The organism is Acinetobacter sp. CAU_H_S170_2, from assembly GCF_058890445.1.
In genome coordinates, this window is record NZ_JBZYAE010000001.1 from 1174398 (window position 1) to 1190821 (window position 16424).

Annotated in this window: 19 protein-coding genes and 1 other RNA gene; 8 read left to right on the forward strand and 12 right to left on the reverse strand. The window is 39.5% G+C overall.

The features are described from left to right. Nucleotides 1–7 precede the first annotated feature (7 nt). The 5 genes from bamA to lpxA are packed head-to-tail and all read left to right on the forward strand — an operon-like array spanning nt 8 to nt 5374. The gene (bamA, locus tag AC5EUN_RS05710; protein WP_094148177.1) at nt 8–2497 is read left to right on the forward strand and encodes an outer membrane protein assembly factor BamA; all 2490 of its coding nucleotides are present in this window, start codon (nt 8–10) and stop codon (nt 2495–2497) included. Nucleotides 2498–2530: 33 nt separating this feature from the next. After that, nucleotides 2531–3025 carry an OmpH/Skp family outer membrane protein gene (locus tag AC5EUN_RS05715; RefSeq protein WP_094148178.1) on the forward strand — a complete coding sequence of 165 codons (495 nt, stop codon included), beginning with the start codon at nt 2531–2533 and terminating at the stop codon, nt 3023–3025. A 3-nt stretch (nt 3026–3028) separates the two neighbouring features. After that, the gene (gene lpxD, locus AC5EUN_RS05720) at nt 3029–4096 is read left to right on the forward strand and encodes a UDP-3-O-(3-hydroxymyristoyl)glucosamine N-acyltransferase (protein WP_094148179.1); all 1068 of its coding nucleotides are present in this window, start codon (nt 3029–3031) and stop codon (nt 4094–4096) included. Between the two features lie 7 nt (nt 4097–4103). After that, nucleotides 4104–4589, forward strand: a complete 486-nt coding sequence (gene fabZ / locus AC5EUN_RS05725; protein WP_010326983.1) for a 3-hydroxyacyl-ACP dehydratase FabZ — start codon at nt 4104–4106, stop codon at nt 4587–4589. Then, a complete protein-coding gene (lpxA, locus tag AC5EUN_RS05730) occupies nt 4586–5374 on the forward strand; it encodes an acyl-ACP--UDP-N-acetylglucosamine O-acyltransferase (RefSeq protein WP_010326982.1) in 789 nt (262 codons plus the stop codon). Before fabZ ends, lpxA begins: the two co-directional genes overlap by 4 nt. A gap of 59 nt (nt 5375–5433) precedes the next feature. Here the strand turns inward: lpxA and AC5EUN_RS05735 are convergent, their stop codons facing one another. After that, a complete protein-coding gene (locus AC5EUN_RS05735; RefSeq protein WP_094148180.1) occupies nt 5434–6279 on the reverse strand; it encodes a YbgF trimerization domain-containing protein in 846 nt (281 codons plus the stop codon). Nucleotides 6280–6553: 274 nt separating this feature from the next. Between AC5EUN_RS05735 and ffs the strand changes: the two genes are divergently transcribed. After that, nucleotides 6554–6650, forward strand: an RNA gene (gene ffs, locus AC5EUN_RS05740) — signal recognition particle sRNA small type. A 450-nt stretch (nt 6651–7100) separates the two neighbouring features. Further along, nucleotides 7101–7673, forward strand: coding sequence for a hypothetical protein (locus AC5EUN_RS05745; protein ID WP_228149533.1), 573 nt, complete (start codon nt 7101–7103; stop codon nt 7671–7673). 325 nt (nt 7674–7998) lie between these two features. Here the strand turns inward: AC5EUN_RS05745 and AC5EUN_RS05750 are convergent, their stop codons facing one another. From AC5EUN_RS05750 to AC5EUN_RS05765, 4 genes are all read right to left on the reverse strand, one after another. Then, on the reverse strand, nt 7999–8604 hold the full coding sequence (locus AC5EUN_RS05750; RefSeq protein WP_094148181.1) for a regulatory protein RecX: 606 nt from the start codon (nt 8602–8604) through the stop codon (nt 7999–8001). Between the two features lie 106 nt (nt 8605–8710). Next, a complete protein-coding gene (gene recA / locus AC5EUN_RS05755; RefSeq protein WP_005401034.1) occupies nt 8711–9754 on the reverse strand; it encodes a recombinase RecA in 1044 nt (347 codons plus the stop codon). A gap of 114 nt (nt 9755–9868) precedes the next feature. Next, on the reverse strand, nt 9869–10312 hold the full coding sequence (locus tag AC5EUN_RS05760) for an RNA-binding S4 domain-containing protein (RefSeq protein ID WP_094148182.1): 444 nt from the start codon (nt 10310–10312) through the stop codon (nt 9869–9871). After that, entirely contained in the window at nt 10305–10979 is a 675-nt protein-coding gene (locus AC5EUN_RS05765) for an HAD-IA family hydrolase (protein WP_493352189.1), read from the reverse strand. The genes AC5EUN_RS05760 and AC5EUN_RS05765 overlap by 8 nt, the downstream gene beginning before the upstream one ends. Nucleotides 10980–11201: 222 nt before the next feature. Here AC5EUN_RS05765 and AC5EUN_RS05770 point away from each other — a divergent pair, with 222 nt between their 5' ends. Then, nucleotides 11202–12503: a tyrosine-type recombinase/integrase gene (locus AC5EUN_RS05770; RefSeq protein WP_493352190.1), complete on the forward strand. Its 1302-nt coding sequence runs from the start codon at nt 11202–11204 to the stop codon at nt 12501–12503. Here the strand turns inward: AC5EUN_RS05770 and AC5EUN_RS05775 are convergent. The 7 genes from AC5EUN_RS05775 to AC5EUN_RS05805 all read right to left on the reverse strand — a co-directional run bounded on the left by AC5EUN_RS05775 (nt 12413) and on the right by AC5EUN_RS05805 (nt 16360). Then, complete coding sequence (locus AC5EUN_RS05775) at nt 12413–12634, reverse strand: hypothetical protein (RefSeq protein WP_493352191.1); 222 nt, start codon at nt 12632–12634, stop codon at nt 12413–12415. The genes AC5EUN_RS05770 and AC5EUN_RS05775 overlap by 91 nt on opposite strands. Beyond that, on the reverse strand, nt 12635–12844 hold the full coding sequence (locus AC5EUN_RS05780) for a hypothetical protein (RefSeq protein ID WP_493352192.1): 210 nt from the start codon (nt 12842–12844) through the stop codon (nt 12635–12637). After that, the gene (locus tag AC5EUN_RS05785; protein WP_493352193.1) at nt 12837–13202 is read right to left on the reverse strand and encodes a DUF551 domain-containing protein; all 366 of its coding nucleotides are present in this window, start codon (nt 13200–13202) and stop codon (nt 12837–12839) included. Before AC5EUN_RS05785 ends, AC5EUN_RS05780 begins: the two co-directional genes overlap by 8 nt. A gap of 101 nt (nt 13203–13303) precedes the next feature. Beyond that, on the reverse strand, nt 13304–14971 hold the full coding sequence (locus AC5EUN_RS05790) for a hypothetical protein (RefSeq protein WP_493352194.1): 1668 nt from the start codon (nt 14969–14971) through the stop codon (nt 13304–13306). 15 nt (nt 14972–14986) lie between these two features. Further along, on the reverse strand, nt 14987–15865 hold the full coding sequence (locus AC5EUN_RS05795; protein WP_493352195.1) for a PD-(D/E)XK nuclease-like domain-containing protein: 879 nt from the start codon (nt 15863–15865) through the stop codon (nt 14987–14989). A gap of 12 nt (nt 15866–15877) precedes the next feature. Next, the gene (locus AC5EUN_RS05800; protein WP_493352196.1) at nt 15878–16138 is read right to left on the reverse strand and encodes a hypothetical protein; all 261 of its coding nucleotides are present in this window, start codon (nt 16136–16138) and stop codon (nt 15878–15880) included. Between the two features lie 3 nt (nt 16139–16141). Continuing rightward, complete coding sequence (locus tag AC5EUN_RS05805; protein ID WP_078389725.1) at nt 16142–16360, reverse strand: hypothetical protein; 219 nt, start codon at nt 16358–16360, stop codon at nt 16142–16144. Nucleotides 16361–16424: the final 64 nt, after the last annotated feature.

Sequence of the window (16424 nt, forward strand, 5' to 3'; positions counted from 1 at the left end):
AACTGGCATGCAGCACACACATTTATTTATGCCTTTGGCGCTCATCAGTGCTATGGCAACAGTACAACAAGTATATGCAGCAGAAGATTATATAGTACGTGATATTAAGGTTGATGGACTTGTTCGTTTAACGCCAGCAAATGTCTATGGAATGATTCCGTTGAATAGTGGGGATCGTGTGAGCGATGCAGCACTTGCCAATGCCATTCGTAGTTTATATGCAACAGGTTTGTTTGATGACATTAAAACAGAAAAGCAGGGTGATACGCTGGTTTTCAAAGTTGTCGAACGCCCACTGATTTCTAAAGTTGAATTTAAAGGTAATAAACTCATTCCTAAAGAGGCCTTGGAAGAAGGCTTGAAGAAGATGGGGATTACCGAAGGTGAAGTGCTGAAAAAATCAGCGCTACAGACGGTTGAGTCTGAGCTTGAACAACAGTACATGCAGCAAGGTCGTTATGATGCTGATGTAAAAGTTGTGACAACAGCGAAGCCGAATAACCGTGTAGACCTCACTATCGAGTTTGTTGAAGGTAAGGCTGCAAAAGTTGTAGATATCAATATTATTGGTAATACCGTATTTAAAGAAAGCGAAATTGAACAAGCGTTTGCAGTAAAAGAGAGTGGTTGGACGTCCATTATTTCACGTAATGACCGTTATGCACGTGAAAAGATGGCTGCAAGTTTAGAGTCTTTACGTGCACTTTATTTAAACAAAGGCTATATCAACTTTAATATCAATCACTCAAGCTTAAATTTAAGTGAAGATAAAAAGAATATTTTTGTTGAAGTTTCAGTGGATGAAGGCGAACAGTTTAAATTTGGCGAAACCAAATTTTTGGGCGATGCTTTATACACCCCAGCAGAGCTGAAAGCTTTACAAATATATAAAGATGGCGATATCTATTCGCAAGAAAAAGTGAATGCGGTTAAACAGTTGCTTCTACGTAAATACGGTAATGCAGGTTATTACTATGCAGAAGTGAACGTCGTACCTCAGATCGATAAAGAAACTCATCTGGTGGATTTAAATTATTATGTGAATCCAGGTCAGCAAGTAACTGTGCGTCGTATTAACTTTACCGGCAACACGAAAACTGCGGATGAAGTATTACGTCGTGAAATGCGCCAAATGGAGGGTGCACTTGCAAGTAATGAGAAAATTGATTTATCTAAAGTTCGTTTAGAGCGTACAGGCTTCTTTAAGACTGTAGATATCAAGCCTGCACGTGTTCCGAACACAGCCGACCAAGTTGATTTAAATATTAATGTTGAAGAACAGCACTCAGGTACCAGTACTTTAGCAGTTGGTTTCTCGCAAAGCGGCGGTATAACCTTCCAAGCGGGTCTAAGTCAAACTAATTTCATGGGTACAGGTAACTCTGTTGCTATTGATTTATCACGCTCAGAAACACAAGATTACTACAACCTAAGTGTGACCGATCCGTACTTTACGATTGATGGTGTACGTCGTGGTTATAACATGTACTACCGTAAAACCAAGTTGGATGAAGACTATAACGTCAACAACTATGTGACGGATAGTTTTGGTGGTGGTATCAATTTCGGTTATCCAATTGATGAAAACCAAAGCATCAGTGCAGGTTTAAACATTGACCAAACTGAAGTGACTACAGGTCCGTATGTATCGACCTATGTACGTGATTATTTATTGGCAAATGGTGGAAAGGCAACGGGTAGTAAAGGGTCATATTGTCCAGATGCGAATTGGGATGAGACAACTAGTGAGTGTTCTGCAACAGAATCATTTGATAACGAGTTTAAGGGTGATTTCTTAACGTATAACTTAAACTTAGGTTGGTCATATAACACCTTAAACCGTCCAGTATTCCCTACATCTGGTATGTCGCATCGTGTAAATGGTGAAATTGCCTTACCAGGTAGTGATGTTGAATATCAAAAACTGACTTATGATGCTCAGGCGTACTTCCCATTAGGCAAAGACTTCGTACTTCGCGGTTATGGTAAGTTAGGCTATGGTAATGACTTACCATTCTATAAAAACTTCTATGCAGGTGGTTTTGGTTCAGTCCGTGGTTATGACAACAGCACATTAGGTCCAAAGTATCCAGGTGTAACGTACAGTGAATCTGATGATGTTGATTATGACCCTGAAGAAGTCGGTGGTAATGCGCTGATTCAATTTGGTACAGAATTGGCTTTGCCTTTACCATTTAAAGGGGATTGGACACGTCAAGTCCGTCCAGTGCTGTTTGCTGAAGGTGCACAAGTTTTTGATACTCAATGTAATGTATCGAGTTCAACCATTTATGTGAATGGTGCCGATGTAGACTCTAAGCAATATTGTAAAGACAACTTCGGTTTCGATGTTGATAACATGCGTTATAGCGTGGGCGTTGGCTTTACTTGGATTACCATGATTGGTCCATTGTCTCTCAGCTATGCATATCCATTGAATGATAAAGAAGGCGACGAAACAAAGAACATTCAATTTGAAATCGGTCGTACCTTCTAAAGTCGATCTTTTCTCTCCATGAAAGATATAAATATGAAAAAACTTCTTACAGCTTTAACACTTACAGCGCTAACCTCTACAGTGGTGAATGCTGCTGGCTATGGTGTTGTGGATCTTGAGCGTGTTGTTGAAAATAGCATCTATTTAAAACAGCAAAATTCGAGTTTTCAACAGAAAATTCAACCGCAGAGTACGAAGCTTGATCAACTTAGTAAAGAGCTTCAAGACTTACAACAGCGTTTACAAACAGGTGATAAGCTGAGCGCTACGGATAAGCAAAAAATGGTGACTCAGTATCAAACCAAAATGAACGAGTTCAATACTTTGCAGCAAACCATGCAAAGCAGTGTGCAAAGCTCTATTCAGCAAGTACGTAGTGTATTTGATGGTCGAGTGAAGCAAGTTGCTGAACAATTGCGTAAAGAAAATCAATTAGATGTTGTTTTGAATAAAAACTCAGCACTTGCCTATGACGCTAAGTATGATTTAACTGATAAAATGATTCAAAAGGTTAACGCAATTAAGTAATCAATGAATCCTCAACAGTATCGCTTAGAAGATCTTGCTCGTTTAGTCCAAGGTGAGTGTGTAGGTCAAGCTGATTTAATCCTTAAGGGATTAGCAAGTCTAGATTCAGCAGAATCTAGACATCTTGCATTTGTAAATGGTGAAAAGTACTTAGAGCAAGCACAGCAGTCTAAAGCTGGAGCATTTATTGTTACAGCTGATCTGAAGGATCACTTGGTTGAACATCAAAACTTTATTGTTGTTGCCAATCCTTATTTAGCCTTTGCCATTTTAACCCATGCTTTTGAGGTTAAACACACTGAGCAGGGTATAGAAAGCACTGCACAGATACATCCATCAGCAATCATCTCAGATACTGCTTATATTGGTCATTATGTGGTCATCGGTGAAAATTGCGTTGTTGGCGATGACACGATTATCCATTCACATGTCAGCATACATGATGGGGTTGAAATTGGCCGCGGTGGTTTAATTGAATCGCATGTAAATTTGATGTCATGCAAAATTGGTGATCGTGTCCGTATTCATGCCAATACTGTGATTGGTAGTGAGGGTTTTGGTTTTGCCCCTTATCAAGGGAAATGGCATCGAATTGCTCAATTGGGTTCAGTCATCATTGGAAATGATGTACGGATTGGTTCAAATTGTAGTATTGATCGCGGTGCATTGGATGACACAATTTTGGAAGATGGTGTCATTATTGATAACCTTGTGCAAATCGCCCATAACGCTAAAATTGGTGCCAATTCAGCTTTTGCTGCCAATACGGCAATTGCGGGTAGTACAACTATTGGCAAAAATTGCATCGTAGGTGGTGGGTCTGCAATTGCAGGGCACCTAAATATTGTTGATAATGTCACTTTAACTGGAATGTCAATGGTCACAAATAATATTTCTGTGGCTGGAACATATTCTTCAGGAATTGGACTGTTTGAAAATCAAAAGTGGAAACGCACCGTTGTTCGTTTAAGACAATTAGCAGATGTGCCATTGACCCAATTGGTAAAAAAACTTGATCATATGCAGGCTCAAATTGAGTCCCTTGAATCAACAATTAAATTGCGTAAATAGAAATATGATGACTGAGTCGAATTCTACTAGTTTCACGAAACCTGAATTGCCAATGACGATTCAAACTATTCGTGAGTACTTACCACACCGCTATCCTTTTTTATTGGTCGATCGTGTTGTTGATGTGACTGAAAATGGAATTGTGGCGTATAAAAATGTGTCTATTAATGAAGAATTTCTTCAAGGCCATTTCCCTAATTATCCAATTATGCCTGGTGTTTTGATTGTCGAAGCATTAGCGCAAGTTTCAGGTATTCTTGGTTTCATCATGAACAATGAGAAACCAAGTGAAGGTTCTTTGTTCTTGTTCGCAGGGGCAGAGAAAGTTCGCTTTAAAAAGCAAGTCGTTGCAGGTGACCAATTGGTGTTAAAATCAGAATTGGTTATGCAGAAACGTGGTATTTACAAATATAATTGTATTGCCACCGTTGACGGTGTAGTAGCAGCATCTGCGGAAATTATGGTTTCGCATCAGAAAATAGAGCAATCATGAGCAATAACGAATTTATTCACCCAACAGCAATCATCGATGCATCTGCCGTGATTGCAGCAGATGCAAAGATTGGACCGTATTGTATTATTGGTCCAAATGTCACTATTGGTGCAGGTACGCAGTTACATTCGCACGTAGTGGTCGGTGGTTATACGCGTATTGGAGAACACAATGAAATTTTCCAATTCGCAAGCGTGGGAGAGGTCTGCCAAGATCTAAAATATGCAGGTGAAGAAACCTGGTTAGAAATTGGTGACCATAATAAAATTCGTGAACATTGTAGTTTACACCGTGGCACGGTTCAGGATCACGGTATAACCAAGATTGGTAGCCATAATTTATTGATGGTAAATACGCATATTGCGCACGACTGTGTGGTCGGTGATCATAATATTTTTGCAAACAACGTCGGCGTGGCTGGCCATGTTCACGTAGGTGACTATGTGATTGTCGGCGGTAACTCGGGTATACACCAATTCTGTAAGATTGATTCTTATAGCATGATTGGTGGTGCATCATTGATTGTGAAAGATGTACCTGCTTATGTGATGGTTTCTGGTAATCCTGCACATGCTTTTGCGATGAATGTTGAAGGTATGCGTCGTAAAGGTTGGTCTAAAAATGTGATTCAAGGTTTACGTACAGCATTTAAACTGATCTATAAAGAAGGTTTGACGACAGAGCAGGCTTTAGAACGTATCCGTGCAGAAATTTTGCCTGAAGTCGCTGAGGTACAATTGCTCATTGACTCCTTAGAACAGTCAGAGCGTGGCATTGTGCGTTAAGTTTAATCCAAAGATAAAAAAAGACACTTCGCGTGTCTTTTTTTATATCTGTAGGAAAATTATTTTTTAAAGAAAGAGGCTTCTTCAGACTTGGGATATTGCTTAAGAAGTTTGGCTTTGTATTGGTTGGCCTGAGTCGAGTTTTTATCCACTTCTTTGGTAATATTATAGAGTTGATAGACGGCTCGAGGTGCGCGCGAAGAGTTTGGGTATTGGTTTGCCACAATCCCGTAGTTCTTTTTCGCTTCTGCATAGTTGGTAGGTTCAATCGCTAAATTAAATTCCGCTAACCAGAAATATGCATTGCTGATGTAAACACTGTTGGGATTGTTTTTAATAAAATTTTGCATGGGTGCAATCGCTTTCTTCGCACCACCTTGCTTATAGGCATCCAATGCGACAGTATACGCGGCTTTTTCTAGCTCAGATGGCTCTGATGTGTTTTGTGTACTGACCACTACAGGTGCTTTGTTTACTGCGGCTGCGGTTGTGTTACTGCTGGGGTTGGTGATTGTGGTGTTACTGGGAGGAGTATCCTGTTGGTTATCCTCCGTTGTGGTACTCGCTTCAGGGTCTACTTTTTGCTGAAGTAACTCTAAGCGTTGATCTAGGTCAGCGTAACGATTTTCCAACTCATGTTTGAGTTGAGCGATCTCGTTGTCTTGCTCTTCAAGTTTACCGCGTAAGCTACGCAAATCACTTTCTAATTGTTGGTTCTTTTGCATGATTTGCCAATTAATATTGGTTGCTGTTGCACTCGCACCTGTGTCTACTGCGACGCTGGTTGGATTGACACTATTGTTCGTTGCTTGGCTTAAGCCGCGAGATTCAATTGGAATATTGGCGAAAACAGGCGTTGTGCAAAGTAGGGTGAGGGCACATAGGCTATGCTTCTTTAGCATCATAAAATATCCGTGTTATAAGGCTTTGATGGGGGACACATCAAACAAAATTCATTTCCCTCATTAAAAACGGCAACGTTATGAATTGCAATAACCTTTTACATTGTTGTCGTATATTTAGGTAAATGAATGTAGCCTAGTCGTTACCAAAAAATGAGCGATTTTTCTTGATTTTGTTTTATAAATAGTCAATTGAATGAAATACTTATTGAAAAGTCGTTTATAGGCTTGCAACTTAGGGAAAAATCTCTATACTCTGTTCTTGCAATGGTAGCCCTGCCGGTTACTTCGCAATTGTACTCTACGAACCCCGCCAGGACCGGAAGGTAGCAACGGTAGTAGAAATATGATGTGCCGAAGGCTTGCTGGTAGGGTTGCCACCATATTTATAAATATATAAGAATAAAAATGAAAGATTACTATGGCATTGATGCAGGTCTAGTCGTAAGTATTGAATCCTCTGAGAAAGTGAAAAGTATTCTTCTATTTTTTGCAATTACCATTATTTTTATCTATTTCTCAAATCTATATTTTATTTCAAATGGATTCTCAAATTATATTGTCGTAGGTATTTTTCTATCTTGCTTGTGTGTTTTATTCTGTATTTTTTATTTGTTGTTGGAAAGTATAAATACCGAAATTGTTTTTAATGAAGACCATCTTCTCTATCGTAAAGTTTTTTCAGTCAAAAAAGTACTCTATAGTGAAATAAAAGGCTACCAAATCTTACATTTTAAAAAAGAAGTCGTCTATTGTTGGTCGATCAGCATCATCAAGTTGTCAATATTAGTTCAGATTTTGAGTCATATAAAAGAATTTGTAATATGTTTATGGCGCATTTTGAAGATATTGAGGCCGTCAATAAGCGAGAGCAAGAACAAAATTTTATACAAGAACATACAAAAAATATTTCCAGTGAACAGCAACAAAAATATTTAAAATATGCATTAAGAATTAGAAAAATTTTAGATTCATTGACGGTTATTATTTTCTTTTTAGCTACTATATTTGATTGGTCAGATTTTTTATTTCATGGTATGGCATTGGTTTATCTATATCTTAGTTATCCAAAGCATCGTAATTTTTATATTGTTTATATGCAAAAGGCTAAAATCTCTACCGAGATGCTGGCTTTTCTAATTATGCTTGCATGCAATATTTTATTTTTACGGGATATTATCCAGCACCACGATTTAGCTTTTTTATTTTATTCATTGATATGTATGAGCTTTTTGCTATCAGCTCTATATGTTGTATTTAAAAAGAAGTTTGCTCAAAAAATGAAGCGGCAAATGATCATGGTGATCGCACTTGCTCTACCTATTGTCGGTATTTATTCTGTGAGTTTGGTAGGTATTGTGTATAACATAAATGATAACAGTATTTTAAGTTCTTAAGATGTGCAGGTCATAAATAAGGAGAAGAGTGAGAGCGGTACGAGAAGAAATAGATATCCAAGTTATTATTTGGATGTTCGAATGTTTGATGGTGAGGTGCGACGTCTCAAAGTAAGATCTAGTGAATACTATAATACGAGTGTTGATGGTGGTTTTAAGATGACACTACATAAAGGTAACTTAGGCATCCCTTGGTCAGCTTATGAGCTACAGTAAATTAGATTTTAGCATCTAAGATTTAATAGATCATAAGCCTGTTTACGTTTTCTTGATATAGCTAGATGATAGATCAATCATGTGTAGGCTAGTGCAGGTAAATAGCCGTTTAATCTTCCACTTTTCTAGAAATCGCTTTCATAATCGCGTCCATTTCAAAGCCACGATACATTAAAAAACGGATTTGTTTGGCTTTTAGTTTTGGATCTGTTGCGACCTCAGTTCCATACTTTCTAACTTTGAGTTGATAGGCTTGTTCGACCCAATCTGTTTCTTTCAGTTCTTCTAAAATTAAACCAGTGTCAATTTTTTTAGTTTTAAGCGCCAGTTTAATGCGATTAGGGCCTTTGCCTTTACGCTTTTGGCTCGATAAAGTGATCTCAGCCACACGTTGATCACTCTGATAGTTTTGTGCTGAAAGCTCTTCAACCAGTTTAATCACTTCTTCACGGTGCATCGCCCATGTAGCCAATTTTTCAATCAATTCTGCTTTTGAATATTCCTTACGTGTTAATACAGCAAAGGCATAAGAGCGTAGACGGGAACCTGTTAAACCTGTGGGTTTGGGCTGATTCTCTTCATCAAAATCTAAAGCATCATCAGTTTCTTGTGTTACCTGCGTGTGGCCGTATTGAGTAGGAGGGGATTCATCCTCACCAAATTGTTGTTTGAGAGCATCATAGTCAAGAAGTTTGGGGAATTTTGAATTAGGCATAATCGGCTATGAAATAGATCTGAATAAACAAAACGCCCCGTAGGGCGTTTCTTAGTGTAAGCCTAAATGTCGTCTAATAACATTTAATCTTTTTCGATACCTTTAATTAAGCATCTAAAAAGTCTGGCTCTTCTTCATTCTCTTCTACAGGCGCAGCGTTTGCAGTCGTCAGTAGTTTTTCTCGAATGATTTTCTCAATGGTTTCAGCCAACTGAGGGTTTTCTTCAAGGTGACGGATCACATTGTTTTTACCTTGACCAATTTTATCACCTTGGTATGAATACCAAGCACCTGCTTTTTGTACGATTTCTTGTTGAACAGCTAAGTCTACAAGTTCGCCCAAGTGGTTGACGCCTTTACCATATAGGATTTGGAAAAGCGCTTCGCGGAATGGAGGTGCCATTTTGTTTTTGACAACTTTTACTTTGGTTTCAGAACCAACGATTTCATCGCCTTCTTTGACCTGACCTACGCGACGAATGTCTAAACGCACAGACGCATAGAATTTCAACGCATTACCACCAGTCGTGGTTTCAGGGCTACCAAACATTACACCAATTTTCATACGAATTTGGTTAATGAAAATCACCATACAGTTTGAACGTTTTGCATTACCTGTAATTTTACGTAATGCTTGGCTCATTAAACGTGCTTGGAGCCCCATGTGCGAGTCGCCCATTTCACCTTCAATTTCCGCACGTGGTGTCAATGCTGCAACAGAATCGACAACGATGAGGTCAATAGCACCAGAGCGAACCAGCATGTCTGCAATTTCAAGTGCTTGTTCACCATGGTCAGGCTGAGAAACCAAGAGGTTGTCAATATCTACGCCAAGTTTACGCGCATACTGTGGGTCTAAAGCGTGTTCTGCATCGATAAATGCACATGTACCACCTGCTTTTTGACATTCGGCAATCGCTTGTAAAGTCATGGTTGTTTTACCTGAAGATTCAGGACCATAAATCTCAACGATACGACCTTTCGGTAAGCCGCCAATGCCTAGTGCAATATCAAGTGTCAAAGAACCCGTTGATACCGCTTCAACAGCTTGTACGGTGTTATCGCCAAGACGCATTACTGTGTTTTTACCAAACTGCTTTTCAATTTGGCTTAGCGCAGCATTGAGCGCCTTGCTTTTATTATCATCCATCTTACAACCTCAAAACGATGTCACGGATATTTACTGAATATGCTCAGTATAGTGACAGATTTAGTCTGTATCTTCTATAAAAGTCAGATCGTGTGCGACACAATATGACGCATGTCATTCATCATCATTATAAGACCAATATTGGTCAAATTGTTGATCATTTTCTTGTCTAAACTTACTGATATCGCGTCGGTCTTTTTTACTTGGACGATGATCAGGTCGAGCTAGATTATGCAACTTTCTTTGGCTTGCAATCAATTCCCGTCGTGTAATACTGACTTCAGTTTCTTCATATAATTTTTGTGCAACAGGAGCGGGGCCACGCACGTCAGAGAGTTCTTTAATCACTACGGTTTTCTTGTCAATACCTTGTTGTATGGTGAGTTCCATTCCAACCCGAACTTCTCTCGACACTTTGACACGTTCGCCATTGTGGTGAACTTTGCCCCCCTCAATTGCATTTTTAGCAATGGAGCGCGTTTTAAAAAAACGTGCTGCCCATAACCATTTGTCAATGCGCATGCCGACAGTATCTTCCGCTAAAGTGGATTTACGCATATTTGGCCGTGACCTCAGCTTGCTCTAAATACGGAATTAAATCGGTGAGCTGATTTAAGATAGGATAAGGGCTGGATGTCTTGCTTTGACCTAGTGATGAGGGTTGAGCAATGGTAAATAGGTTTTGAATACCATAACTTTCAGCACCCTTTAGTACTTTTTCAGTGTCATCGATAAAGTAACACTGTGTGGTTGCAAAAGGATGGCGTTTATGGAGATGTTGCCAAAACTCAGTAAACTCTTTGGCATGACCGAGGGTTTCGCTGCTAATAATGACATCGAAATATGAGGCTAGTTTCGTGTGTTCGAGTTTGAACTTGAGTCCCTCACAGTCCGCATTGGTGGCAAGCCAGCAAGGGTAGCCGTTACTTTTTAAATAGTCGAGAAGTTCAAGACAGCCTTCACGCAGGCTAACTTTATGCTTAAATTCCTGCTGTAAGGCGAGTGTATCTACGCCGACTTTGGCTGTCCAAAAGCGCGTAGAATACCAATTGAGTGTGTGATTATGGGTTTGATAAAACTGAAATAGCGCTTGAGTACTTTGTTCTAAAGAGCACTGGTGTTGTTCAGCATAACGGATAGGAAGCTGATGATTCCAAATAAAATCATCATAGGCAAGATCCAGTAATGTACCGTCCATATCAAAAATAATAGTTGGTCTTTGCATTCAAAAATCTCCAATGTTTTTCAAAGTTCAACAAGGTTCATAGAAAAACACTCTAACCATTGAAATTACTATGCTTTCGCATTTATTAAAGCATTTTAAGTAATTTCAAAGTTCAACAAAGTTGTTTACCTTTCAAGAAAAATTATGTACATATCTGTGTACATAAATTTTATCTGTACATATCAGCATTAGAGTATAGAACAACTAGGTTGAAAAAAACGAATGGCTTTAAGTGATAGTTGGCTCAAATCGAATAATGGAAAACCTCGAGAAAAGGTTGAAGTGGTGACAGATAGAGACGGTTTATCTATCAGGATTTCGCCTAAGGGTAAGATCGTATTCCAATTTCGTTATCGATTTAATGGCACAGCCAAACGATTAGATCTTGGTACTTATCCTATGCTGGGGCTCAAAGATGCCCGCACACAAGTGCATAAATATAAATCAGAACTAGATCAGGGAAAGGATCCATTACAGTTAAAGCTTAAAGGGGAGAGTGACTATCTCAAGCAACTTACTGTAAGAGATATATGTGACCTTTGGTTTAATACTGTGGCGATAGGCAAGGTCTCTTGTAAGGATGATCTACGTGCATTTGAGATGCATGTATATCCGCGTATAGGAAAAAGGTTCTGTGATGATGTAACTCTGCAGGAGTGGTCTGAACTTCTATTTGATATAGCGGGAGAAGTTAAAACTGTGGCGGTTAAAGTTTTGGGTAATCTCAAAATGATTATGCGCTGGGGATGTATCCACGGAAAGTTAAAGCATCAACCTATCCAGCACCTTAAAGCTGCTGATCTAAATGTAAAAAAGGTAAAACGCTCAAGATATTTAACGGAACAGGAAATTTTTTGGGTTATCCATGCATCACTTAGATCAAATGCCATATCACAGAAGAATAAAGCTATTTTAATTATGCTTCTTTTCTTTGGCTGTCGTGTTTCTGAGTTACGCCTTGCTAAAAAATCTGATTTCGATTTTCAGCAAATGATTTGGACAGTTCCACCTGAGAATCACAAGATGGGGGATCGCACCCATAAACCTATAATTAGGCCAATCATTCCGCAGATTATTCCATTCCTTGAATTTATATTTTCACTCTCTCCAGAGAGTTGTGAATATGCTTTCCCTAGTCTTAAAGGGAAAACTTATACATTGTTGTCGAAAAGCTTTCATACAACAATACCGGGCTTTGTGAATAATAATGTTCAGAAAAGATTTGGTGTGGAAATGAAGCACTGGACCATACACGACCTGAGAAGAACAATGCGAACAAACATATCAGAATTGGCCGCACCACACGTCTGCGAAATTATGTTGGGGCATGGTCTGCCTGCAATTTGGGGGACTTATGATTTACATGAATATATTGATGATCAGGCGCAAGCTTATGAAAAATGGTTTATTAAGCTATGCGCCATATTAGACAATCATGAACGTTTCGATAGTAAAGGTTGTATTTCAAGTGAATCAAGCAGCCCTTTGCTTCTTTCCCAAGCATCAACAGCTTTGATACCGTAACGACTACTTGAACGACCATGTGCTTTGATCACTGGTTCAGGAAAATCCCTGTTATTTCGCCAGTTGATCAAAGTGCCTTTAGTAACGCCGTAACGCTCCAATAATTCAGGGGTTGAGATATATAGTCCCATTTATAACACCTCCTTCTTGATATCAATTAACTCAAACGGTAATTTGGTATCCAAGCCCTTGCATTCATCCTTATATCCAAAACTTACAAGGATGTGATAAAGGACAGAGACTTGCTCCGCCGTGAATGTTTTGGTTGTGCCTGATTGACCTATGACGAGTGGTGCAAATTCTTCGGCAAGTTCTTGGGCGATGTGTTGGAGGTTAGTCATTGGCTGGCTCCTGTGGTGCATCGGGTAATGGCATCCAATGCGTTACGTCAGCTTCTTCAAATTCATCTAAATCCATCACGTTGTAGATATTGAATATATTGCTGCGAGTTTGCGACATTCCCAGCACTAATATATTTGCGGGTGGTAGGTTGTCCTTGACACTAATCCATTTCAGCACCGCTTGGGCTTTGGCTGCTTGCCATAGCTCCCAATCACTTTTAAAATTCCAGCCTGCATACCGATTATTTGGGAATCTTTTCTCGCAATCATCTAAGTCTTTTTTTAATGTTTCATAATCTATGCCTATTTGTTTAGCCTTAAATCTTTCAAACGCTTCTCTTTCTTTCTGAATTTCCATCACACTCTCCTGAGCAAACATCTGCGCAAAATCCTGATTTATGATTGAAATTGCGCAAATAATTGCTCGAAATTGGCCGCACTCAGTACGGCCTTATCTGATTAATTACCGAAAAGCTCTGATTCGCGTTTTTGTGCAGCATTAGTAATGCGTTGCTGGTCAGGATCAGACTGTTCCTCATACATTGGATCGATAAAGATGTTGTTAATTTCATCTTGGTTTTTGGCTGCTTCAATTTCAGCAATCGCTTTATCAGCCCAAGGGGTATCGTCTGTATCAAACATGGATAGCTGATTTTCTAAGAACTGTTTATGTGCTGCATACACGTTAAGGACATCGTTCATATGGTCAGGCGTAAGGTTCGGCTTATTGTCTCGAATGGTCTTTGCAACGGCTTCCAGTTCAGTAATATTTTGGGCATTACCGATTTGGATTTTTAAACCGCCAATGATCTGAGCTGACTTAATCTCGTTTACAGCTGGTGATTCTTTAACTTCTTCCTCAGCAGGTTTGTTAAATTTAGCCTTGTACTGTGTATAGGCATCTTTTAAATAAGCTAGGTGAGGGCCAGTCAAAGCGTCATTAATGATAAATTGTTCATGTAACTGGTTTAGTTCCGCTACGCTTTCAGCTTGATTCATTTTGACCAAGTAGTCTTTTTTCACTTCTGCTGAGGTCGGCTTTTTCACTTGAACCGTTTCTACTGGTGGTGCTTCTTCCTTTTCAGGCTCAGGCTTTTTTGCAGAAACTGTCTTTTCTGCTACATCATTTGATGTTGAATTTTGGTCATTTACTATATTGGCAGCAGGCTGGAACTTATTAGCCTGAGCGCTAATCATTTTTAATAATTCTTCGCGCTTGGCATCGTCAGTTAGCATCAAGACTTTATTTTCAGCTTCATCAAGTGCAGCAGGGGATTTAGCACTTAAAATTTCACGTTTAAGCTTATTAGTATCAGCTTGTTCTGATAAAGACTGATCAGGAGTAACGTCAATGATACGGTCTTGTTCTTCTTCAACAGAACGTAAGCCCATAAGTAACTCAGGCGCATAAACACGACCAAAGAATGAAGCTGCACGGTAACGTAGCATTTGTTCAGGCATGGTTTTCCACTTGCTACCATTCTTTGTATACCAGCCTTCTTTTACAGCCATTTCCATTGAGATTTTTGAAGATTCAACCAGTGGAATGCCATAAGCTTTACAGCATTTGTATACGCCACCGTGCTCTTTTAATTCCTCAAGAGTAAATTCAGGCATACGAGTGCCGGCTTCAAGCGCCCAAGCAACACATGTTTGGTTTTCAACTTTCAAAGTTTTGGTGCTTTGGTTTTTACGGCCATTACTCCAAGAAGTTTCTTGATATTCGACTTCTACTTCGCCAAGGTTCTCAACTTCAAAACGCAAAGGTGAGAAGCGGCCAGAGCTATTAATGGAACCTAAGATGAATTGAGACGACCAAGAAGGGCGACCCTCAATAACATGTAGATTCTGCATAATCATCATGACGTCTGCACCAAGACGATTAGCCATATTTAGGGCAATAACACAGTTTGGCAAACCGTTTGGGTTTGGCTCGTCTCGGAACTGCATGTTTCCGAAGCTGTCTTTACCTGCTTTAACTTTAATAACTGCACGATATTGTTCTGGCACCATGGTTGAATTAGAAAGCATGTTCGCAACACGCTGTGAGAACTCGAAAGATTCAGGATTTAAAAAACCTACAAAGTTTGTTTGTGGTGCAACAGATAATTGAGATTGAGCATTCATTTTTAAAATTCCTAATTAGTTAAAATCGTTTTCTAAAGCTTGTTTAGTCATGTATTGCGGAAGGAATAAATCTTCCATTTCGAGTGAGTAGCCATCCCATTCATTGATAAGAAGAGACTCAGCCAGTAATTCTTTTGCTTTGTTGTAGCGAGTTTCACCAACACTTAAAAATAGGTCTGCGGCCTTGTACTGCTTTACGTTGTGAGGAATTGCACTCTCAGCAACTAACAGGATAAAAGGCGGTTTATCTTCTGTTTGGTAGTACTGCTGGAAGCCTTCACGGTACATAACTGCAGAAAGGTCATAACCAAAGTCAGAACACTTTTTAGAGAAAGCATGTGCACGTGCATCGGTTGTAGTCTTTAAATCCAAGATCAAGCCATTTGGAAAAGCCTTACAGGGTGCAATGTGCCAGTCAGGACGAATACGAAGTTCTAAGCCATAGATTGGATCAGTAAAGAAAATGCTTGCCTCAGGCATGCCGTAGTTGTTCTGCATGTCTGCATAAGAGCTGAGTTTCTGTAGGTTGGCCACAATACGTTTTGCACCTTCAACCTGTTCAGCATCAACTAAAATTTTGCCTTGATTGGCCTGTTCCCAAGCTAAAGCCTCTTCTTTACCAGCCTTTGTACGACGGTCAAACTTAGGCGCGATGATGAACTCATGTTCAAACTGTTCAGGCTCTAAAAACAGGGTGTGCGCCAGTGTTCCAAAGCTCATAGCTGTTTTGGTTTCGCGTTCAACTTCTTTCGCAATGTTATTTGAGTAAAAGTGAGCACTTGAACGCAGCATGTATTTTAACTGGCTAGAGCTAAACTCAGGGCGTGAGTGGTATTCCTCATTGCTCATTTTTTCAATGAGTGATGCAGTCGGCAGTTCTACAAATGCATTCATCTGATTAGCTCCTTAAAACGGCTTGCCAGTTGTGAGTTGGTAAATCAGGTCACGCGCGGGCAAGAAAACTGTAGTTTGTATATCAGGATGTTCTTCCTTAATCGCATCAACTAGCATTTGCTTGATTTGATCTTTAGTTTCGACATCATCCTTTTCACGTTCTGCAATCATTAGATCTGCTATTTTGTAGGCCTCTATTGCTACATCCTTAGCTGGTAAATTTCCCATTAATTTAGGCAAAGCTGCGATTGCAAATTGATCTCTTAAATCCATGATTCAGCCCCCTAAAACCAATGAAACGAATAGTGAAATACCCAACCAACCTAAAAGGACAAGCACAAAGAAGATGAAAGCTTCGATAGCATTCGCCTTGATAATGGCTAAACGTGGGGTACGCATTTCTGCGGGAGTAGGGTGTTGGTAAAGCACAGGCTTTGTATTGCTTTCGTTTTTAACGAAAGTCGGTGTTTGACTATGTGATGCTGTTTGTTTCATACTTATCTCGCTCTTTGAGTAAGCTCGCTAGATTTCCAGTCGCTGCGGGCTTTTTTGTGGGAAC